Annotated in this window: 20 protein-coding genes; 7 read left to right on the top strand and 13 right to left on the bottom strand. The window is 59.0% G+C overall.

Translation table 11 applies throughout. From position 1 onward, the window contains the following. Positions 1 to 41 precede the first annotated feature (41 nt). From ACR0LI_RS10045 to ACR0LI_RS09990, 12 genes are all read right to left on the bottom strand, one after another. Entirely contained in the window at positions 42 to 305 is a 264-nt protein-coding gene (locus ACR0LI_RS10045) for a hypothetical protein (protein ID WP_171169778.1), read from the bottom strand. Next, positions 262 to 1815 carry a nitrite reductase gene (locus ACR0LI_RS10040; RefSeq protein WP_171635881.1) on the bottom strand — a complete coding sequence of 518 codons (1554 nt, stop codon included), beginning with the start codon at positions 1813 to 1815 and terminating at the stop codon, positions 262 to 264. Before ACR0LI_RS10040 ends, ACR0LI_RS10045 begins: the two co-directional genes overlap by 44 nt. Beyond that, positions 1790 to 3004: a heme d1 biosynthesis radical SAM protein NirJ gene (gene nirJ / locus ACR0LI_RS10035; protein WP_480488962.1), complete on the bottom strand. Its 1215-nt coding sequence runs from the start codon at positions 3002 to 3004 to the stop codon at positions 1790 to 1792. The genes ACR0LI_RS10040 and nirJ overlap by 26 nt, the downstream gene beginning before the upstream one ends. Before the next feature lie 3 nt (positions 3005 to 3007). Then, the gene (gene ahbB, locus ACR0LI_RS10030) at positions 3008 to 3490 is read right to left on the bottom strand and encodes a siroheme decarboxylase subunit beta (protein ID WP_171635885.1); all 483 of its coding nucleotides are present in this window, start codon (positions 3488 to 3490) and stop codon (positions 3008 to 3010) included. After that, positions 3487 to 3936: an Lrp/AsnC family transcriptional regulator gene (locus ACR0LI_RS10025; protein ID WP_209834043.1), complete on the bottom strand. Its 450-nt coding sequence runs from the start codon at positions 3934 to 3936 to the stop codon at positions 3487 to 3489. The genes ahbB (ACR0LI_RS10030) and ACR0LI_RS10025 overlap by 4 nt, the downstream gene beginning before the upstream one ends. Next, positions 3933 to 4922 carry a siroheme decarboxylase subunit beta gene (gene ahbB / locus ACR0LI_RS10020; RefSeq protein ID WP_171635890.1) on the bottom strand — a complete coding sequence of 330 codons (990 nt, stop codon included), beginning with the start codon at positions 4920 to 4922 and terminating at the stop codon, positions 3933 to 3935. Before ahbB (ACR0LI_RS10020) ends, ACR0LI_RS10025 begins: the two co-directional genes overlap by 4 nt. A gap of 3 nt (positions 4923 to 4925) precedes the next feature. Continuing rightward, positions 4926 to 6071 (bottom strand): cytochrome D1 domain-containing protein, encoded by a 1146-nt coding sequence (locus ACR0LI_RS10015; protein ID WP_209834039.1) that lies wholly within the window; start codon positions 6069 to 6071, stop codon positions 4926 to 4928. Continuing rightward, on the bottom strand, positions 6068 to 6451 hold the full coding sequence (locus ACR0LI_RS10010) for a c-type cytochrome (RefSeq protein WP_171723690.1): 384 nt from the start codon (positions 6449 to 6451) through the stop codon (positions 6068 to 6070). The genes ACR0LI_RS10015 and ACR0LI_RS10010 overlap by 4 nt, the downstream gene beginning before the upstream one ends. Continuing rightward, positions 6444 to 7205 (bottom strand): uroporphyrinogen-III C-methyltransferase, encoded by a 762-nt coding sequence (cobA, locus tag ACR0LI_RS10005; RefSeq protein WP_171228836.1) that lies wholly within the window; start codon positions 7203 to 7205, stop codon positions 6444 to 6446. Before cobA ends, ACR0LI_RS10010 begins: the two co-directional genes overlap by 8 nt. A gap of 198 nt (positions 7206 to 7403) precedes the next feature. After that, the gene (locus ACR0LI_RS10000; protein ID WP_171635896.1) at positions 7404 to 7805 is read right to left on the bottom strand and encodes a cupredoxin domain-containing protein; all 402 of its coding nucleotides are present in this window, start codon (positions 7803 to 7805) and stop codon (positions 7404 to 7406) included. 55 nt (positions 7806 to 7860) lie between these two features. Continuing rightward, entirely contained in the window at positions 7861 to 9645 is a 1785-nt protein-coding gene (locus ACR0LI_RS09995; protein WP_480718451.1) for a NapC/NirT family cytochrome c, read from the bottom strand. 124 nt (positions 9646 to 9769) lie between these two features. Beyond that, positions 9770 to 11446 carry a cytochrome D1 domain-containing protein gene (locus ACR0LI_RS09990; protein ID WP_171635900.1) on the bottom strand — a complete coding sequence of 559 codons (1677 nt, stop codon included), beginning with the start codon at positions 11444 to 11446 and terminating at the stop codon, positions 9770 to 9772. Between the two features lie 245 nt (positions 11447 to 11691). Between ACR0LI_RS09990 and ACR0LI_RS09985 the strand changes: the two genes are divergently transcribed. Beyond that, complete coding sequence (locus ACR0LI_RS09985) at positions 11692 to 12888, top strand: NnrS family protein (RefSeq protein ID WP_171723694.1); 1197 nt, start codon at positions 11692 to 11694, stop codon at positions 12886 to 12888. Between the two features lie 18 nt (positions 12889 to 12906). On the opposite strand, the gene ACR0LI_RS09980 is transcribed toward ACR0LI_RS09985, so the two are convergent. Beyond that, positions 12907 to 14019, bottom strand: a complete 1113-nt coding sequence (locus ACR0LI_RS09980) for a Hint domain-containing protein (protein WP_480718450.1) — start codon at positions 14017 to 14019, stop codon at positions 12907 to 12909. Between the two features lie 267 nt (positions 14020 to 14286). Between ACR0LI_RS09980 and ACR0LI_RS09975 the strand changes: the two genes are divergently transcribed. The 6 genes from ACR0LI_RS09975 to ACR0LI_RS09950 are packed head-to-tail and all read left to right on the top strand — an operon-like array spanning position 14287 to position 19703. Further along, on the top strand, positions 14287 to 14736 hold the full coding sequence (locus tag ACR0LI_RS09975) for a c-type cytochrome (RefSeq protein ID WP_152460362.1): 450 nt from the start codon (positions 14287 to 14289) through the stop codon (positions 14734 to 14736). A 16-nt stretch (positions 14737 to 14752) separates the two neighbouring features. Continuing rightward, on the top strand, positions 14753 to 16120 hold the full coding sequence (locus tag ACR0LI_RS09970; protein ID WP_152460361.1) for a cbb3-type cytochrome c oxidase subunit I: 1368 nt from the start codon (positions 14753 to 14755) through the stop codon (positions 16118 to 16120). Between the two features lie 5 nt (positions 16121 to 16125). Further along, entirely contained in the window at positions 16126 to 16935 is an 810-nt protein-coding gene (locus ACR0LI_RS09965) for a CbbQ/NirQ/NorQ/GpvN family protein (RefSeq protein WP_371732252.1), read from the top strand. An 8-nt stretch (positions 16936 to 16943) separates the two neighbouring features. Then, positions 16944 to 18866: a nitric oxide reductase activation protein NorD gene (locus tag ACR0LI_RS09960; RefSeq protein WP_480718449.1), complete on the top strand. Its 1923-nt coding sequence runs from the start codon at positions 16944 to 16946 to the stop codon at positions 18864 to 18866. Beyond that, a complete protein-coding gene (locus tag ACR0LI_RS09955; protein WP_480718448.1) occupies positions 18863 to 19411 on the top strand; it encodes a cytochrome c oxidase subunit 3 in 549 nt (182 codons plus the stop codon). Before ACR0LI_RS09960 ends, ACR0LI_RS09955 begins: the two co-directional genes overlap by 4 nt. Positions 19412 to 19415: 4 nt before the next feature. Next, positions 19416 to 19703 (top strand): cytochrome C oxidase subunit IV family protein, encoded by a 288-nt coding sequence (locus ACR0LI_RS09950; RefSeq protein WP_171723697.1) that lies wholly within the window; start codon positions 19416 to 19418, stop codon positions 19701 to 19703. The last annotated feature ends 4 nt before the right edge of the window (positions 19704 to 19707 follow it).

Genomic DNA, 19707 nt, shown 5'->3' with positions numbered 1-19707 from the left:
GGCGGAAACTTGACTTAGGTCAGGTGCCTGAAAATTTGCACCTACCCGTCGGCCTCATCCATCAATCCACGCAGCCACCGACCGGCCAGCCATGCCGCAGGAATACCCAGTGGAATCGACCAGAGGATTGCAGGCACCGGTTCGATTGCGCCGAACCCGACGCTGTGCAGGATAAGCCCGAGCAAAAACAGGTTGATGGCCACGGTCAACGCCGTGGCCGGATACAGCAGAATGGCCAGTTTCCAAACTGGCCATTTCCCCTCAGTGGCTGGTTCCTTCCGAGAAGGTGATCTTGTTCCAGACATTGTATTTCCCCGAAGGTTTGCGCATCGGCAGGCGGCGAATTTCCTCCAGCGTCTGCGCGTCATAGACGATCACCGCGCCGTCATCTTCCCAGATTGAAACCAGCGCGTGGCTGCCATCTCTGGTGAACTCGACATGGGCCACGGTCTTGCCCGGTGCAGGGCGCAGGGTCTTTACGATTTCAAGGCTTTGCTTGTCGATGACGTGCATCGCGTCCTTGTTGGGGCCAAAGAAAACATCGGCCCAGACATAAGGCGAATTCTCATGGCTGCGCATGAAGAACCCGGGCCCTTCGGTCTTGATCCGTTTGACGGTTTCCCAGCTTTCCATGTCGATCACCGACACGGCGCCGTCTGTCAGGTGCGGCGTAGCCATCACGGTCGTATCGCCGTGTTTCCATGTGATCCCCGAGCCCAGATGCGGCATTCCGGGCAAATCCAAATCGGCCACCTTGTGCCCGATCACCAGATCAATCACTTGCCCGCCCTTGCCATCGCGGGACGCCCCCATGACATATTCATAACTCTGGTCGAAAAAGAAATCGTCCAGATAGTCAGCTGTGGTGATCTTGCGCACAGGGAATGGATCAGGGTTCTTGAACTGGCCTTCGATGCGGAAATCATGACCAAGCCCGGATTGCGGGGGATTGGCGCCGTAGAACACTTCCCAAATCTCGGGCACATCCTTCAGCGCCAGAACAAAGCTTTCCCGCGGAGGGGCCTGGTAGACTGCAGAGACGCGGCTGGGCAGGCCCTTCTTGCTTTTGACCTCGATGACCTTTGCGACGGAAAGGTCTTCGGTGGACAACACCGTCAGGCTGTTGGGCAGGTAGTTCGCCACGGCCACCCATTTGCCATCGCCCGACATGGCGATGTTGCGGCTGTTCAGGCCGGCACGCACGCGGCCCACCTGTTTCAGCGCCCAAATGTCGTACTTCTGGACCCAGCCATCGCGCGACATGATGAAGACATACCGCCCATCCGGGCTGAACTTGGGGCCGCCATGCACGGCGAAGGGGGTTTCGAACCGGTCCAAAACCTCGAACGTGTCGCCGTCCAGAACGCTGACATGGTGATCGCCGGTTTCCACAACCAAGGTGATGTTCATCGGGTCGCTGTCCCAGACGGGCGCATCCACCGGCACATATTCCTCGTCCAGCGTCCGGCTGGCCAATATCTGGGCCTCGCCCCATTCGGGGTCGGATTCCAACGGCGATTTCAACCAACCGGCCAGCTCTTCGATTTGCAGAGCATCCAGCTCGTGCGAGAAGGCCGGCATTTGCGTCGCCGCGCGCCCTTCCGCGATTACCGCAGCGACCCGGGGACCCCGCATGCGTTTGAGCGTTTCAGGGATCAGCGCGGGGCCAACCCCGCCCAGACGGTTCTCGCCGTGGCATGAGGCGCAATGTTCAGCGTAATCCGATTGGGCATCCGCCCAGGCGGTGCCCGCCAGCAACACCGAGCACAACGTACCGAATGTGAGTGTCTTAAAAGAACTGATGCGCCGGATCATGGCTTTTCCCCCGAAACGGTGTGACCTGAAGGCGTTCCCCTGCGTCATCCACACCGATTTCCTGGTTGGACAGGTAACAGGCCGGATCCTCGGCCCACGGATCACCGGTCAATTGCAGGGCGCGGATGCGGGTATTGCCGCCGCACACGTCCTTGAGTTCGCAGGCTCCGCAGCGCCCCTTCAGCGGGCGTGGGCGGGTGCGGAGCATGGCAAGCATCGGATCATCGCCGGTCCAGAGTTCGGAAAACGATTTGGTCTTTACGTTGCCCACCGTGTAATCAGACCAGTAAGTGTCCGGGTGGACCCGGCCGAGATTGTCGATATTGGCAACGCCCAAGCCACTTGAGTTTCCACCCCACGCAGCCAGGTGCGCGCGCACATGTGCAGCCTTTTCGGCGTCGAAATGCGTGCGAATCCAGTTCAGGAAATATCCGGCATCAGCGTCGTTGTTCCCGGTCACGATATCCAGCGGACGGCCGCCCGATGCGGCTTCCCAGGCGCGTTCCAGCAACAGATCCAGGCCTTTGCGCGTGCGCTGATGCGCGGCATCTTCGCCCCGGTTCTTGTCGCCGCGCCCCGCATAGACAAGATGCGACAGGTAGAATTTGTCGACACCTTCATCATCACAAAGGCTCAGCAAGTCAGGCAAGTGATGTTGCGTGCCTTCGGTCAGGCAGAACCGCAGGCCAACCTTGATGCCGCGCTTTTTACACTCTCGCACGCCGCGCAGGGCGTCCGCAAAAGCGCCCTCGACGCCGCGAAACCAGTCATTCGTCGCTCCGATCCCGTCCAGCGAAATGCCGACATAGTTGAAGCCCACATCCGCGATCATATCGGCGGTTTCGTCGTAAATCCGGGTCCCGTTGGTCGACAAGGCCAGCATTGGCACCAGATCACGGGCGCGTTTTGCGATGTCGAAGAAATCGAACCGGTCCAGCGGTTCCCCACCCGAGAGGATCAGGGCCGGGACGCGAAACTGGCCCAGATCCTCAAGGGTTACCATGGCTTGCTCATGGCTGAGCTCACCTGGGAACGCGACATCCGCCGAGACGGTGTAGCAATGGCGGCACCTCAGGTTGCAGCGCCGCGTCAGGTTCCAGATCACAACCGGCTTTACCGGACCGGGGCGCCGTTTGCGCACCGGAGTCGGCTTGACCAGCTGATGCATGTATTCGGTCAGGCGGAACATGTTTCAGCCTTTCTGTTTCAGGCGCAGCCCGGTCTTTTTCAGGATGCGCGTGGAATAGAGGATGTCGCTGCCGCAGCAGGCCGATCCCAGTATCGCGGCAATCTGGCCGCGTTTGTCTTCGACCTCATCGCGCGAGCTGCCGTGGACCATGGCGAACAGGTTGTAGGGCCAGTCGGGCAGGGCGCGGGGCCGTTCATAGCAATGGGTGACGAAAGGCAGTGCCCCGATATGAGCGCCCAGTTCGGTGATCAGGTCATCTTGCACGTCCCAGACGGTCATGCCGTTCGACGTCATGCCCAGCTTGTAATGGTTGGGGGCTGCCGCGATCCGTCGGATTACCCCGCGCGCCTTCAGCGCGGCCAGCCGGTCCAGCAGGGTGGCCTCGCTCAGGCCCAGATCGGCAGCGACCTGCGCATAGGGCGCGGCCACCAAGGGCAGTCCTCCCTGGAGCAATTCGATAATCTGTCTGTCTGTTGCGTCGATCATGCCGCCACCCGGAAGCCGATGAAAAATTCCTGAAGTTTGGGGAAACGGAGAACACGGATCCCCGTTTCCCGTTCGATGGCATCGGCGGTGGCCTCGATCCCCTCGGGCGTTTCGGTGGCCAGCACGAACCACATGTTCAGCCGATGCGTGCGTTCATAATTATGTGCCACCTCGGGATGTGCATTGACTTTGGTCAGGACGGTTTCGAATTCTTCGTCTGGAACGGCCATTGCGCAAAGGCAGAAAGCCCCACCCATGGCCGCGGCGTCGAAAAATGGACCGAAGCGCGTGATGACGCGGTCATTTTTCATGCGGCTCAGACGCGACAGCAATTCCGCCTCGAACAGGCCAAGCTCTGTGGCGACGGTTGCGTAAGGGCGCGAAGTAAGCGGCAGATCCTCTTGCATACGATTCAGGATCGCTCGATCCGTTTGGTCCAGCGTCATGCGGCGACCTCCTTTGCCTGAATCAGCGCGCCGGTCTGTTTGAAACAGCGGGTTGAGAACAGGACCTTGTTCCGTGCTCCGGCCAATTCGGGCAATGCAATCGCACCCGCCAGAACATCCAAAGCCTCATTGCGTGTACGGGCGTGGATCATGGAATACAGGCGATATGGCCAGACATCGGGAACCGGATTACGCTCATAACACAGGGTCACCCCCGGGAAGGCGGCCAAAGCCGGACCGGCGGTTTCAATCTGTTCTGCCGGCAGGTCCCAGACCACCATCGCATTGGCCGACCAGCCAAGCGCCCGGTGACGCACAATGACGCCGAGTCGCGAGATTATTCCGGCGGCATGCAGGGCTTCGACCCGCTCCATCACGTCGGTCACATCCCGTTTCAGCGAACGAGCCAGAGCGGCATAGGGTTCTGAGACCAAAGACAGCCCGGAACTCAGAGACTGTAGCAGGCAGCGATCGCCCTCGCGCATGACGGATGCATCGACCTTTCGCGCCGTAGGTACGTTTTTGACTCCGCCAGTCATGCGAAAACCAAGATCCACGTTGAAAGGGCGTACCAGCCGCAGGTCCAGCACCTGCAATCCGGTGGATCGACTGATCCGCGCCAGAGTATCGTTGACATGCGTGCGGTCCGGTCCGGTCGCAACAAACCACAGGTTCCACGCGTCTTCGCGTTGATAATTGTGATTCACGCCGGGTTCGGCATCGATCAGGGCGGCAACCTCCTCCAACCGATCTTCCGGAGCCGCCACGGCAGCCAGGGTGCTGGCCGTCACCGCGCCGGGTGTGATGGTGGCGCCAACCCGTGTAATACGGCCCGTGGCGCGCATCCGGGACAAGCGATGAATGACTTCTGCTTCGTCCAGCCCGAGTGCGTTACCCAGCATCTGGAACGGTCTCTCGGTGATCGGGAAGTCGCGCTGAAATTCGTCCAGCAGGCGACGGTCGATCGGGTCCGTGATATGTCGCATCGTTTACAGCCCCGTTCTGTGCGCACGGGCGGTGAAGAAGATGCCAGACGGGCTGTCGGCGTCGATCTCGCGCAGTTTTTCAAAACTGTGCGTGTCGTAGACCATGACCTTGTTGGCGTCGCGCACGCTGATCCAGACTTCATGCCCGCGCGGCGTGAACTCCATGTGCAAGACTGCGGGGCCGGGCTTGAATTCGTGGATGATCTGTTTGCTGACACTGTCGATCACCTGAATAGTGTCATTCAGCGGGTGGGCGAAATTCACCCAGACCTGCCGTCCATCGGGGCGGGCCATGGCAAAGACCGGTTGCCCGTGGGTTTTGGTCCGTCCCGTTTCGGTCAGAGTGTCGGCGTCGATCCACAGAACCTCGTGATGGCCGACAGCGGGCAAAACGAACTCTCGGCCCGTCAGCGCCCAGCCTTCCAGATGAGGCATCTTGTAGACCGGCATTTCTTCCTGACCACGCCCGTAATCGGGAAGAACCCGGATCGGTTCGGGTGTTTCGGCCCACAGATCCAGCGCGGTCAGGCCGTCCTCGCCAAACAGACCGGTGATATAGGTGCGGCCATTGGCAGTGATCAGCGCGTCATAGGGGTTCTTGCCCATGTCTGGGATCTTGGTGATCTCTGGTGTGCCTTTTGCGAAATCGGCAATCCAGGTTTCCCCAGTGTCCCACATCGTGAAAACGAACCGCCGACCCGGCGCATCGACCAGGCCGATGGTTTTGCTGTCGGTCGGGATGTCAGCGACCATCTCAAGCGTGTCCGCATTAAACACACGCACGCCGCCGGGTTCGTAATTCGACACGGCCACAAGCTTGCCATCGTCCGAAATCGCCCCGCCGATGGCGTTGCCGGCCTGCACGACGCGGTTCACGATCTGGCGGGTCACGATGTCGATCTTGGTCAGCCCGCCGTCGCGGCCAAACACATAGGCAAACCGTTCATCAGGCGAATAGACCAAAGACGCATGCGACAGATCACCCAATCCCTCGATCCGGGCCAGAGCTGCACGGTCGGATTGATCCACAAGAAGCACCGAGCCCTTGGCGCGTTCGATGACCAGACCAAGGTCGCCTGTCGCGGTCGGTTCAGCCTGCGCTGTGGTGATCATCAATGTGGCTGCAAGGCCAAGAATGAAATGTTTCATTGTGCCTCCTGTTCCAGCAGGTAACGGGCGATCCATTCGGCCTCTTCTTCACTGATCAGGGGCCGCCATGGGGGCATCGCGGTGTCGGGGATGCCGTCAAGGATGACGCTGGTCAAAACATCCGCGTCGTAATGTTCAAGTGTCTCACTGCGCAGATCGGGACCAAGACCGCCTTTCAAGGACAGGCCGTGACAGGAACCGCAATCCTGATGCACAAGTCTTTTCAGGGTATCGGGATCGATGACATCCGCCGCGAAAGCAGAGGTCGCGGCCAGAACGGCAATGGTCAGACAGGTTCGCGCCGCCCACCCCGAGCGCCCCGGCGATCTGTCGGTGCATGTTTGGACAATCCCCTGATCTCGTCTTCCCAGCTTAGCCATGGGCCTGTTCCAGAAGCTCGGCCACAGGCCGTTCGGCATAAAGCGAAACCACCTTGCCAATGATAAACAGCGTCGGCGCCTTCAGGTCGGCCGCGCGAACATCCGTGGCCAGCTGGTCAAGCCGTGACACAAGACGACGCTCATCAGGTGTCGTGGCCTTGCCCACCGCCAGAACCGGCGTCGAGCCCGGCAGGTTTTCGGTCATCAACCCCATGGCGATCTGACCGATATTGGCGACGCCCATGTAAACCACCAGTGTCGAGTCCGGATCGGCAAGACGTTTCCAGTCCAGATCCAGTACTTTGTCGGCCTGCCGATGCCCGGTGACATATTGAACCGAAGTCGCCAGCCCGCGATGGGTCAGCGGCACACCCGTCGAACAAGACGCCCCCTGGGCTGCCGTGATGCCCGGTGCGTATTCGACAGCGACACCGCGGGCCATCAGATAGGCAGCCTCTTCCGAGCCGCGACCAAAGATCATTGGGTCGCCGCCTTTCAGCCGGGCAACCGTGTGACCTGCGCTGGCTTCTTCAAGCAGTATTTCGTTGATGCGGTCCTGCGGAACGGTGTGGCATTTGGGGGCCTTGCCGACAGGGATCAGCCGGGCGCCTTCCGCATGCAAGTTCAGAATGTCGGCAGACACCAACCGGTCATAAACCACGACATCCGCTTCTTGCAGCATCCGCAGTGCGCGCAGGGTCATTAGCTCGGGGTCGCCGGGGCCTGCGCCAATCAGAAAAACCTTACCGCTCATGTGCAAACTCGCTTGGTCTGAAAGTCTTCGAGACCCGGGATCCCATGCATATCCGTTGCGTTTGCAAGACGTTGCTGGGTGGGCCGGGCGTGTCATGGGGGAAGATTGGCCCAATCGAAAACCAACCTCCTTGACATAAGTTAAGGAGCGCGGGATTTGCGCCCGCGCTCCTTCATCTTGCCTGTATTGTGCCTTGTTTCAGGGTTCGACGGTGATCATTCCGATCATGTTCTGTGTCTCCCAATGCGGGCCGCACAGATAGTCCTGTGGGCCGGGCGTGAGAAAGGTCAGTTCAACCGATTCCTCGGGGAACAGCCGATCACTTTCAGGTTGGCTGCCATCCTTCAACAGAACGGAATGGCTGGTGCGTTTGTCGACATTCACCCATCGGACAGTTGTGCCTGCCTTCACCGTCAATTCGGATGGGCAAAAATTGTATTTGTACATCAGCACCACTTCGGCGTCTTCGACGGCCGACGAAGGCTGACCGAACAACTCGACATAGCGCTCTTCGGCCTCGGCACAGATTTCGGCGGTTTCGTCCGCCCAGGCGGGCGCGGCCAGAAGCAGCAGCGCGGGAAGAAGGCGAAGGGGTTTCATGGTCCATGTCTCCTTTCCAAAAGTGGCCGGGGCCGGATTACCCGGCCCCGATCCGTCATTGTTTGACTACGTTGATGAACGCGCTGTCATCATCCAGCGCCAGGCTGGTATTCAGCGTCACGTGGTGGAACCGTGCGGCGGTAAAATCGTCGTGGATGGCAAAGCCAACGGTATAGGTTTTGCCGGCCTCCAATGGCACATCACCGGGCGCGCCCGAATTCAGGGGGCGTGTAAACACCACGGTCCACATGCCACCGGACAGTTCGGCCGATGCGGCGATTTCACCATCATTGACCACGCGCTGCTCCAACAGATAGCCATTGGTGGCGCTTCCGTCGGCGTAGACACGCATCAGGTCAAGATAGGTGCCGTCGGCCAGATACTGCTCGATCTGTTCCTCGGCCTTCAGCTTGTCCCAGCCCCCCAGGGCCTTGCCGCGGCGACCCTTGATCTCAACATCCGTGCGGCTTTCGCTGATGTACTTGGTAACGGTGTCCGTGGCATTGAGGCGACCGGTAACATCCGCATTGGCGGCGATCGCATCCGCTTCGGGCGCAAAAGGCATATAGGTGTTGTCGGCGTGGCACGAAGCCCAGCATCCCACCTGATCGCCAAGCTCGATACCAGTGCCGGTAATCATCATGGCAACCTTGATCTGGTTGTCCGGGTCCATCTTGCCGCCATCGACGAACGGGGCAGGGTTGTGACCCGCGTCCGGCCATTGCAGGCGAATGTACAGGTTTTCGTCGTCATGCGCCGCCTGAACGGTTGCATCGATGACACCGCGTTTGCCCGGAATCGGGGTTGGCTCAAGATCTCCACCCGCAACGATCTTGTTGCCGATGGTGTCCAGTTCCTTGGCGTGACAGGTGGTGCACTGATCCCCGCCTTTGGTCAGGGGGCGCGCGCCACCATGGAACTTGCCATTCTGGACCCATTCAAACGAGGCCTGACCAGGGTAGAAGAGTTTCAGATCCGCCGCGGCCACTGCGTTCCAGTCGATGTTGGACCCAACGTCGCTTGCGCCGCCAGAGGGCGCCGCGGCGTCTTCACCGGAGGTTTTTGCGCGTTCTTCGTCTAAAGCAGCGTCAACAGCCGCTGCGATCTGGGCTTGAACGGCCTCTTGCTGAGCCTTTTTGGCGGCTTTTTCTGCTTCTGCTTCAGCGGCCTCTTTGGCTTCGATCTTTTCGAGACTGGCCAGATATTCCGGAGGGATGGGCCGGATGAAGTCCGGGTTCGGTGCTTCAAGCTTTTCCAGATACTCTTCGTCCGCCCGTTCGCGTGCATCCGAGTGTGCAATCCCCTTGTGGCAGTCGATACAGGTCTGTCCGACAGTCATCGCATTGAGGTGCTGCTGACGGGCGCGTGGTTTCTGGAATTCGGGCATCATCGATTCGAAATCGTGACAGTTGCGGCATTCGCGCGAGTCTGTGTCCTTCATCCGCTCCCATTCGTTCATGGCCAGATGTACACGTTTGGCCTCGAACTTTTCACGGGTGTTGATGGTACCGACCATCTTGCCATACAGCTCTTTGGACGCCTTGATCTTACGGATCATCTTATGGGTCCAGTCTTTGGGCACGTGGCAGTCGGAACAGACAGCCCCCACGCCCGACCGGTTCACGTCATGGATCGTGCCGGTGTATTCTTCGTAAACAAAATCTCGCATCTCGTGACATGAGATACAGAATTCCTTGGTGTTTGTGGCTTCCATTGCGGTGTTGAACCCGCCCCAGAAGATGATGCCGGCGGCAAAGGCCCCGGCGATACCGGCCACAGGCATTCCCCATAGGAAATACCGGCGCCAGATCGGTTTTTTCTTTTCCGGTTCGGAGGTCATATCCGGGCTCCGTTTTGGCTGTATTGTCTGGCCCTTGGTGGCAGGCCGGTGAGTTTGGCTGATGACTCAAACAAGGAAAGGGCGGGCGAGGGGCCCGCCCTTTCCTGTAGTCGTCCTGACCTCGTCAGGTGACGTGGTTCGACCGGTTGTAGACGTTGAACTTGCCGGTCGGGGCGTAAAGCCCCTCAATCCGACCGATTTCTTCCAGCGTCTTCGCGTCGAAGATCACGATCTGACCATTGGGTTCCTTCGAGTCCGACAGGTTCCACTTAGAGACCCAGACCTCGGTGCCATCCGCGTTGAATTCGAAGTGAACAGCGGCGCTGCCTTCGTCTTCGGTGATCTGGATGGTTTTCACGATCTCACCGGTCTCTTTCGAGATGACCTGCACAGATTGCTGAATCTCAGGCTCCGGGTGCTTGGTCTGGTCAGCCCAGATGTAGTCCGAATTCGGGTGGGTGCGGACAAACAGGCCGGGGCCGTCGGTTTCCACTTCGTAGCAGATCTTCCAGGCATCATCCGGGCGGTTTTCCGGATCGTTCCCCCAGACAGTCACGGTGCCAACGCCAAGGTGGGTTGTACCAGCGACAGGACCGCAGTTCGGGTCGACCCAGTTGGCGCCGGGACCGGGGTGCGGCAACGCGGCTGTGTCGATCATCGCCTCAAGCTTGTGGGTTTCGGTATCGACCACCACCATCTTGTTCGACGCGTTTGCGGCGATCTGGAAGTAACGGCCTGTCGGGTCAAAGAACCCGTCATGCAGGAACTTGGCGCTGTCGATCTTGTCGATCCGCAGGTTGTCCAGATCGGTATAATCGACCTGCCACAGCTGTCCCAGTTCTTTCACTGCAACGATCCAGGTGGGTTCGTTCGGAGTGGTGTAGATGGCAGCCACCCGGGCTTCTTCCACATACTCGCCGTCAACGTTCACGCCGCGGGTCGATACGACCTTGACCGGTTCCATGGTCTGGGCATCAACGATTGCAAAGTGCGGCGGCCAGTAGCCACCACCGATGACGTATTTACCATCGCCGGAAACGGCGACGTCACGGGCGTCATATGCAATCTTGACTTCGGATACCAACATCTTGTCCGGCGTCTGCCAAAGGTCGATCTTGGTCATCTTGCCGTCGCGACCCATGGTGTACCAGAACCGGCCAGGCTGTTCAGGCTCTTCCAGCGAGTGGTGCTCGGATGCTTTCAGAACGTGCACTGCATAACCGGTGGGGATGTGCGTCAGCACTTCTTTGGTGTCGCCGTCGATCACGGCCACCTTGCCGACGTCACGTTCGATGACGACAAAGAAGTTTTCCCAGTTGCGGCCGTGCAGCGGCTCGGTCGGATAGTCCTCTTCTTCGACATAGACCTTACGCGTCGCCATCATCTGTTCCAGCGACATTTCAGGTGGTTTTGGCGGCTCCATCATGATGTAGGTCGCCATATCCTTGATTTCCTGCTCGGTCATGATGTCCGAGAAGTTGTTCATGCCGCCTTCGGTACCCCAGGCGATAATCTTTTCAAGACGTTCCTGCCCCAGTTGGAGGGTGCCGCCTTCTGTTACTGTGCCGTCGGCGGCGGTCTTTTTCCAATGCGGTTCCAGGTTTTTACCCGTGGCACCTTTGCGCAAGACGCCGTGGCAGCCTGCGCATTGTTCGAAATAGAGCTGTTTAGACGATTCAAAGGCTTCTTCGCTCAAAGTTGGCTCTTCGGCGAAAGTCGGAGCAGCGACGCTGCCCAACAACATTGCCAATCCGACCCCGAAGGCGCGGCCGGGTTTGTTGTAGCTGATTCCAAGTGACATGATCACTCTCCATATGCGTGGTGAGGCGGTGTCGAGAGTGAAACATCACGTGGATGTCATCCTTGACCAAAGTCAACGGGAAGGGCGCAGACCAGGCACTTTGAACAGAAAACACGGATCAAAACCCCCAATAAAACTTGTGTTTTTCACACATGTTTAAGCCCGGTCTTGATTTTGGTTAAGGGCGCCGGGTCTTGTGGGCAATACACATTGTTCAACGGCGGAAAAAGCTATGGAGAGCAGGCATGACAGCTGTAATCGCGCGTGTTTTCAGTGAAGGGTTTCGGGTCTTTTTTCTTTCGGCGGGTCTTTACGGTATGTTTGCAGGGGTCGCGTGGGGCGTATGGTTGGCGTCGCTCGACGGGCTGATGCCCTACATGGAACAGAGTTACGCGATGCCCCCGGTGATGTGGCACGCGCATGAGATGATTTTTGGGTATGCAACGGCCGCCTTGGGGGGGTTTTTTCTGACCGCCGTGCCGAACTGGACCGGTGCGCCCGAGGCGCGGGCCCGTTTTATCACGCTTGTCGCATTGATCTGGATGGCCGGGCGTCTGGCGGTCTGGTTTTCCGGAGTGTTGCCACCCTTGTTCGTCGCTGTTGTGGACCTGAGCTTTGTCCCCATTCTGGCGCTGAAGATTGCCAGCCAACTGGTTCGTCGGCCAAAGCCCCAGAATATGGTGTTTCTGTATCTTCTGGTTCTGATGTTGGCCTCGAACGTTATGGTTCATTTGGAATGGATGGGGGTCACGGTGGATACGCTGAACACCGGCATTCGGGCCGGGCTTTTGACCTTGTGTTCGATGATCGCGATCCTGGGTGGCCGGATTACGCCGGCTTTTACACGCAATGCCATGAAAAGAGCGGGTCAACCCGAAGCATCGTGGCCGGTATCCGTGGCCAGGCTGGACAGGGCGACGATGATTCTGGCGCTGTTGCTGCCCCTGCTTGTGCTTGCACTTGATGTCGGGCCTGTTGCGGGGGCCGTTGCTTTGGTGATGGGCAGTGTTCAACTGATGCGCATGGCGCGTTGGAGAACAGGCTGGGCCTTGCGTCAACCGATCCTGATCGCGCTGCATCTGGGTCTCGGGATGCTGGCGCTGGGTCTGATTCTCTGGGGGTTGGCTGCCATCGGGATGGGAAATGAGATCGGCGCGCTCCACGTTCTGGGCATTGGTTGCGTTGGCGGCATGACCCTTGCCGTAATGAGCCGCGCCGCCTTGGGCCACAGCGGCCGCCCCCTTGTCGCGCCAAAGCCCATGGCGATTGCCTATGGCTTGATGGCGGTTGCAGCGCTTGTGCGTTGGCTGGGATCCGACATGGCGGGAGGGTACATGACGGCGATGCTGACTGCGGATGGATTTTGGATCGCGGCAATGGGGCTGTATCTGTTTGCCATGTGGCCTGCCCTGACCGGCCCCCGCGCCGTGCAACAGTCCTGAAGTCCGTTCGGGCGGCGCTTATCGTTCAGTGATCAGCGGCCGCGCGTTCTTGATATGACGATGGACCAAGGCACGAGCGCGTTTCCCTTTTTCCGGTATCCGTCGTGCGGCCAGCGGAACGTAATTGCACTGATCCAATTCAGGGAACAATTCAAGAATTTCCGCCCGTGCGTCCGGGTGAACACTGGACAAGGCCTGCGCGCCGGTAAGCAGGCTTTCGGAGGGTGCGCCTTCCGCATAGATGATTTCGTGACGGTCGAACAAAAGATGGACATAGGTCACAGCACGGGTGTCATCAGCGATTGAAATGCCGGGCACGCCGACAAGAATGTGAGCAGGAACAAGAACCTCTTCGGCGTCGAACATTCTGACGGCAATCGGCGACCGGACCAGCATACGGTGTTGCGGTGACACGAAAAGATCACGCTGGGGTAAGTGATCACCCAGTGAACCGGCTTGGATCCGGATGGGCTTCAGCCTGGGACGGGCGCGAAGCGCTGCTTGGTCCAGATGCCGCGTGCCGATCCAGCGTATGTGTTGCAGTCCGTTGTCCGCGGTGACGACCGCGTTACCCACCTTCAAATCCTCGATAGTCCTCGGACCTTTTGGAGTCATTATCAATGTTCCGGCTACGAAGCACGGCACGTCAATGATAGTAGTCGGATCTGTTGTGTCAGGAGCATTGGTCGGCGTAACATTCACGATGTTCATCGAGTATGTCGTGCCGGGCACAAGGGGTTCAGAGGTTATGTAACCACCCAAAGTTCCGGCAACTTCCACACGATAAACTGTAATCGTACCCCCGCCTGGTTTGGACAGAATATAGGATTCTTCCAGGTAAATTGGGCCACTAAGAAAGGTGGTCGAGCCATCAAGGGTGGTGATGGTGCCGGTCTGCGTCAGATCATCGCCGTCTTCGTTGTCGAAGCGGTCACCGTTGAAAACATCGCCAGTATCGACAATGGGTGGTCCGCCGCCGTTTTGAATAAATCCACCGGCTGCGTCTGTCACGCTGAACAAACGACGATCCGTGTCAGGATCAAAATTGACATCCAATGTAACCGTATCCGGCCCAATCGTATTCACCGTGATTACGCCGGGCGTATAACCGATATAGGAATAGTTTGCCATTTTAACCCATCACTCTTTGACGCGGAATTTACACTTGTTCTCTCAAGCGCTTGGATAGCTCTGCCATACTAAAATGTCGACGCGACATTCCTCACGATTGGTTCAGATATCAAGGCGAACCCCAGGCTTTTTCGTGGTTCTTGCTGTTTGTCAGGCATCTGACCTCGTTCCAGAGCATACTTGAGAAGTCTTGACTTTCGTTAAGGCACTGCCGCGTCCCGCCCGTCATGTTGCTGACACTAGCTAATCTGCGCAAAGGAGAGCGCAATGCGAGACGTCATGACAAAGAGCATGGCCCGCAATATTTTTTATGGCGGGTCACTGTTCTTCATTCTTATCTTTCTGGCCCTTTCGGCCCATTCCCACTGGTATATCGTCAATTCCGAAAATGCCGCAAAGCTGGATGACAGTGTGGTCCGGGGCAAGCATGTCTGGGAAAAACACGCGTGTGTAAACTGTCATTCGATTCTGGGTGAAGGGGCTTACTTTGCTCCGGAAGTCGGCAACGTGATGACCCGCTGGGGCGTGCTGGACGACCCGGAATCAGCCTTTGAATCCCTCAAGGGCTGGATGGAAGCACAACCGACCGGCATTCCCGGTCGTCGGCAAATGCCCAATTTCAACCTCAGCGACGAAGAACTCCGTGACCTGACCAACTTCCTGATCTGGACGGACAACATCGACGCGCAGGGCTGGCCGCCCAACGAGGCAGGCTGAGAAAGGGAACGAAACAATGAAATACGAATCCCAAAAAATCGCCTATGCCTACTTTGCGGTAGCCATGGCGTTGTTCGCGATACAGGTGATCGGCGGCCTTCTGGCCGGTTTCATCTATGTATTCCCCAATTTCCTGAGTGAGCTTCTGCCGTTCAACATCGTGCGGATGCTGCACACCAACTCTCTGATCGTCTGGCTGATCCTGGGTTTCTTTGGCGCGGCCTACTTCCTGATCCCGGAAGAAGCCGAGCGCGAGATCCACTCGCCCAAGCTGGCCTATCTGCAACTGATCATCCTTGTTGTCGGCACATTGGGCGTGGTCGTCACCTATGTCTTCAACCTGTTCGAAGGCAACTGGCTGCTGGGCAAAGAAGGGCGTGAGTTCCTGGAACAGCCCAAATGGGTCAAGGCCGGTATCGTCGTGGCTGCATTGATCTTCCTTTACAACGTGTCGATGACCGTTCTGAAAGGCAAGAAGACAGCCATTACCAACATCCTGCTTCTGGGCCTTTGGGGTCTGGCGCTGCTGTTCCTGTTCGCCTTCTACAACCCGGGCAACCTGTCGCTGGACAAGCAATACTGGTGGTATGTCGTCCACCTGTGGGTCGAAGGTGTGTGGGAACTTATCATGGCCTCGATCCTGGCCTATCTGATGCTCAAGCTGACCGGTGTGGACCGTGAGGTAGTCGAAAAATGGCTATACGTCATCGTCGCCGCCGCGCTGTTCTCGGGCATCCTTGGCACAGGTCACCACTATTACTGGATCGGTACGCCTGCATACTGGCAGTGGATCGGTTCGATCTTCTCGAGCCTCGAGGTGATCCCGTTCTTTGCGATGATGGCCTTTGCCTTCGTCATGGTCTGGAAAGGCCGTCGTGACCACCCCAACAAGGCCGCGCTGCTGTGGTCGCTGGGCTGTGCTACGCTTGCGTTCTTCGGTGCCGGTGTCTGGGGCTTCCTGCACACGCTGCACGGGGTGAACTACTATACCCACGGCACGCAGATCACCGCAGCCCACGGTCACCTGGCCTTCTACGGCGCCTATGTCTGCCTCAACCTGGCGATCTTCAGCTATGCGATGCCGATCCTGAAGAACCGTGATCCCTACAATCAGGTTCTGAACATGGGCTCGTTCTGGCTGATGACCAGCGGCATGGTCTTCATGACCTTCGTGTTGACCTTCGGCGGCACCGTGCAGACACATATGCAGCGCGTGGTCGGAGACTACTTCATGGACGTACAGGACCAGATCGCGATCTTCTACTGGATGCGTCTTGGCTCTGGTCTGGTCGTTGTCCTCGGGGCGCTGCTGTTCATCTATTCGATCTGGGTTCCCCGCAAAGAGGTCATCGAACCCGGCGCGGCTGAAACCCCTGCGGAGTGATGGATATGGATGGCTCCATGAACCTGAAAGAGGGGGCGGCAAACGCCCCCTTCTACCTGCCCCAGGGCGATGAGTGCGACGTCTTCAACGCCGCTTACAAAAACGACCTGCCGGTTCTGCTGAAAGGCCCGACGGGTTGCGGCAAGACCCGGTTTGTCGCCCATATGGCCGCGAAGCTTGGCCGCCCGCTTTATACAGTGGCCTGCCACGACGATCTCGCTGCCGCCGACCTGATCGGGCGCTATCTGCTGAAGGGCGGCGAAACCGTCTGGGTCGATGGCCCCCTGACCCGCGCGGTGCGCGAAGGTGCGATCTGCTATCTCGACGAGGTGGTCGAGGCCCGCAAGGACGTGACCGTGGTGCTGCACCCGCTGACCGACGATCGGCGCATCCTGCCGATCGACCGCACCGGGGAAGAGCTTGAGGCCGCGCCCGGTTTCATGCTGGTGGCGTCCTACAACCCCGGCTATCAGAACATCCTGAAAACCCTGAAACCTTCGACCCGCCAACGGTTCATCTCGTTGGAGTTCGACTTTCCCTCGCCTCAGATGGAAGCCGAAGTGGTCGCGCAGGAAAGCGGCCTGCCGCTGGAACGCTGTAAGCCGCTGGTGCGGTTGGCGGGCAAGCTGCGCGGGCTCAAGGGTCAGGACCTCGAGGAAGGCGTGTCCACCCGGCTGGTCGTCTATGCTGCGACGCTGATCGCGCAGGGCATGTCCACCGACCGCGCCATCCTTGCCGCCATGATCGAACCTCTGACCGATGACGAGGATATCAAACGCGGGCTCCTCGATCTTGTCACCGCCGTCTTTGGGTGAGGCCGGCGATGGTCAGGATCGACTTTGAGCCATGGGAACCCGAAGAAACCATCGGGAAACTGTGGCACACCCTTGCCAGCCGCCTCGATGCACCCCAGGTGCATGTTGGAGCCGCGGTCGACCTTTCCGAGGTCGCGGGGCGGCTGGCAGTCCTCTTTCGGGGGCTTGGGGGTAGTCCGGGCGTTGAATTGCGCCCGGTCTCACCCGAGGTTTCGCGCCACCGCCTGAGTTGGCGCCGCAAACTTGCAACCGAAGTGGAATTGATGCCGCGCGCCTCGTTCGACGGAGAGATTTTGCGTCTGCCCGACCGTCTGGCAGTATTCCCCGCGCGCGAGGCAAACGGCGCGCTCTATGTCTGGTTGGCCGCCGCCGCGGCCCATGCCGGAACCCGAATTGACGAAGAAGATCCTCTGCGTGCCGACCTGCGTGCCTTGATCGCCGCCCGGCATATGGTCGAGGCGACTCTGGACGATGCGCCAGGCTTGCGTCCGCTGTATACCGAGCTGTGCAAGGGTGTGCTGTATCAGCGCGACATCCCCAGCCTGCCGCCTGCCGAGGCCGCGGTCGAAGAACTGATCCGTCATATGCTGGGCGATCCCAAGCCCCTGTCGGATCAGGCCGAGCACCTTCTGGCACTTGACGACGACCTGATCGCCTCGCGCGGCTATCAGCCGTTGCGCCCGGTTCCCCTGTGGCCGGAGTTGCGCGCAGTTGGGTTCTCGGAACACAACGAGGTTGAAAACCCCGATACCGAAGGCCCGCCAGAGGAATCCGGCGAAAAGACACACCGTGCCCGGCGCCGCAAATCGGATCAGGCCGAGCGCAGCGACAGTTTCATTCTGCACAAGTTCGAAGCCATCCTCAGTTGGGCCGAGTTTCTGAATATCAACCGTCGCATCGATGACGACGATCCCGACAACGCCAAGAAGGCGGCTGACGATCAGGAAGAGATCGGTCTTGGTCAGATCTCAAAGGCGCCGCCTACCAGGTTGAAGCTTCACCTTGATCTGGCGCCCGAAGACGTCAACCGCGAACGCCTGTCAGGCCGTATTCTATATCCCGAATGGGACGTGCGGACGGGTCAATACCTGCCGGATCATGTGAACGTTCTGCTTTCGGATGCCGATATCCGCGACGATGCTGCCGAGTTCGGCAAGGATCCGGCCACTGCGCGGCGCATTCGTGCCGTCAAGCGCCAATTCGAGGCACTGCGCCCTGGGCGCGTGATGACCCGGGGCCATCTGGACGGGGACCAGCTGGATATGGAAGCCGCCGTTCGGGCGCAGGTTGACCGCTGCGCAAATGGTGAAGGGACGGAACGCGTCTGGATGCAATCCCGCCCCGAGGCCCGCGATCTGGCGGTGTCGATCCTTCTGGATGTCAGCCGATCCACCGAAAGCGCGGTCACAGGCCGCGCCGTGATCGATATCGAACGCGAGGCGCTGGCGGCCTTGGCTTGGGGCCTGAATGCTTGCGGTGACGATTTCGCCATTCATGCGTTCAGCTCCCTCAAGCGTCAGCGCGTCTATGTGCAGCGTTGCAAACGGTTTGACGAACCAATGGGAACCAAAGTTGAACAGCGCATCGCGTCGCTGCGCCCCGGACATTATACAAGGTTGGGCGCGGCAATCCGACACTGTTCAGCAGATCTGGCCAGCCAGTCCCGCAAGCGCCGATTGCTGCTGGTCATTACCGACGGAAAGCCAAACGACCTGGATCACTACGAGGGGCGCCACGGCATCGAAGATACCTGCATGGCCATACGCGAGGCGCGCCGGGCCGGACAGTCGGTGTTCGGCGTTACCATCGATAAAACCGGCAAAAGCTGGTTTCCGCGCATGTTCGGGCAGGGCGGTTTCGCCGTCATTCCAGATCCGCATCGCCTGACCATGGCCCTGCCGCAGATCTATCGCCAGTTGGTCGGCGGATGAGTGATGCCCCTCTGATCGACGAACTGCCGGGCGAGTTCCTGATGTGGGTTCTGATCATTTCGGAACTGCTGGTCTTTGGCGCGGGGATGATCGCCTTCATGGGGGTACGTCTGACCGATCCGGCGGGCTTTGCCGAGGCGCAGTCGCATCTGCATCGCACGGGTGCGGCCTTGAACACGGCGGTATTGGTGACATCCGGCTATCTGGCCGCACAGGCGTTGCATTGGCGGCGGAGCATGCAACGTTTGCGGGCCCGTTTGGCGTTGATCTTTGCCGCGTTTCTGGGTGTCGTGTTCCTGATCATCAAGGGTACGGAATACGCCGACAAGGCGTCTCAGGGGATAGGATACGAAACGCATCCATTCTTTCTGTTCTACTATATGCTGACCGGCTTTCATGCCGCGCATGTCCTCGCCGGGGTTGGAATTCTGTTGCTGGTGTCCTGGCGAGACGACCCCAGTAACGTCGAAGCGGGCGCGCAGTTCTGGCACATGGTGGACCTGGTCTGGATCATGCTGTTTCCAGTGATCTATCTGCTGGGATAGTCGGATGGCCCAACCTTCATCTTTGACGAACAGTTCACGTCAGAGGTCGCCGAACTCTCTGACCCAGGCGTGGCTTGGGCTCTTGGCACTCAGCGTGGGATCCGCGCTGCTGACCTTGATTGGGGCACCGACCGCGATCATTGCTGGCGGTATCCTGTTGTTGGCGCTGATCAAGGCCCGCGTGATCCTGAAACACTATCTGGATTTGGAGAACAGCCAAAGCTGGCTGCGTGGGTTCACCATGGTGTTGACGGGATTTTCAGTAGTGATCTTTGCGCTCTACCTGATCTGAGGCA

This window comes from Ruegeria sp. CL7 (genome assembly GCF_056536445.1).
This window is presented reverse-complemented; position numbering and strand designations above follow the sequence as displayed.

Excerpts from the sequence above, each read along its gene's own strand:
- ACR0LI_RS10045 (WP_171169778.1), bottom strand. The coding sequence starts at position 305 with ATGTCTGGAACAAGATCACCTTCTCGGAAGGAACCAGCCACTGAGGGG.
- ACR0LI_RS10040 (WP_171635881.1), bottom strand. The coding sequence starts at position 1,815 with ATGATCCGGCGCATCAGTTCTTTTAAGACACTCACATTCGGTACGTTG.
- nirJ (WP_480488962.1), bottom strand. The coding sequence starts at position 3,004 with ATGTTCCGCCTGACCGAATACATGCATCAGCTGGTCAAGCCGACTCCG.
- ahbB (WP_171635885.1), bottom strand. The coding sequence starts at position 3,490 with ATGATCGACGCAACAGACAGACAGATTATCGAATTGCTCCAGGGAGGA.
- ACR0LI_RS10025 (WP_209834043.1), bottom strand. The coding sequence starts at position 3,936 with ATGACGCTGGACCAAACGGATCGAGCGATCCTGAATCGTATGCAAGAG.
- ahbB (WP_171635890.1), bottom strand. The coding sequence starts at position 4,922 with ATGCGACATATCACGGACCCGATCGACCGTCGCCTGCTGGACGAATTT.
- ACR0LI_RS10015 (WP_209834039.1), bottom strand. The coding sequence starts at position 6,071 with ATGAAACATTTCATTCTTGGCCTTGCAGCCACATTGATGATCACCACA.
- ACR0LI_RS10010 (WP_171723690.1), bottom strand. The coding sequence starts at position 6,451 with ATGGCTAAGCTGGGAAGACGAGATCAGGGGATTGTCCAAACATGCACC.
- cobA (WP_171228836.1), bottom strand. The coding sequence starts at position 7,205 with ATGAGCGGTAAGGTTTTTCTGATTGGCGCAGGCCCCGGCGACCCCGAG.
- ACR0LI_RS10000 (WP_171635896.1), bottom strand. The coding sequence starts at position 7,805 with ATGAAACCCCTTCGCCTTCTTCCCGCGCTGCTGCTTCTGGCCGCGCCC.
- ACR0LI_RS09995 (WP_480718451.1), bottom strand. The coding sequence starts at position 9,645 with ATGACCTCCGAACCGGAAAAGAAAAAACCGATCTGGCGCCGGTATTTC.
- ACR0LI_RS09990 (WP_171635900.1), bottom strand. The coding sequence starts at position 11,446 with ATGTCACTTGGAATCAGCTACAACAAACCCGGCCGCGCCTTCGGGGTC.
- ACR0LI_RS09985 (WP_171723694.1), top strand. The coding sequence starts at position 11,692 with ATGACAGCTGTAATCGCGCGTGTTTTCAGTGAAGGGTTTCGGGTCTTT.
- ACR0LI_RS09980 (WP_480718450.1), bottom strand. The coding sequence starts at position 14,019 with ATGGCAAACTATTCCTATATCGGTTATACGCCCGGCGTAATCACGGTG.
- ACR0LI_RS09975 (WP_152460362.1), top strand. The coding sequence starts at position 14,287 with ATGCGAGACGTCATGACAAAGAGCATGGCCCGCAATATTTTTTATGGC.
- ACR0LI_RS09970 (WP_152460361.1), top strand. The coding sequence starts at position 14,753 with ATGAAATACGAATCCCAAAAAATCGCCTATGCCTACTTTGCGGTAGCC.
- ACR0LI_RS09965 (WP_371732252.1), top strand. The coding sequence starts at position 16,126 with ATGGATGGCTCCATGAACCTGAAAGAGGGGGCGGCAAACGCCCCCTTC.
- ACR0LI_RS09960 (WP_480718449.1), top strand. The coding sequence starts at position 16,944 with ATGGTCAGGATCGACTTTGAGCCATGGGAACCCGAAGAAACCATCGGG.
- ACR0LI_RS09955 (WP_480718448.1), top strand. The coding sequence starts at position 18,863 with ATGAGTGATGCCCCTCTGATCGACGAACTGCCGGGCGAGTTCCTGATG.
- ACR0LI_RS09950 (WP_171723697.1), top strand. The coding sequence starts at position 19,416 with ATGGCCCAACCTTCATCTTTGACGAACAGTTCACGTCAGAGGTCGCCG.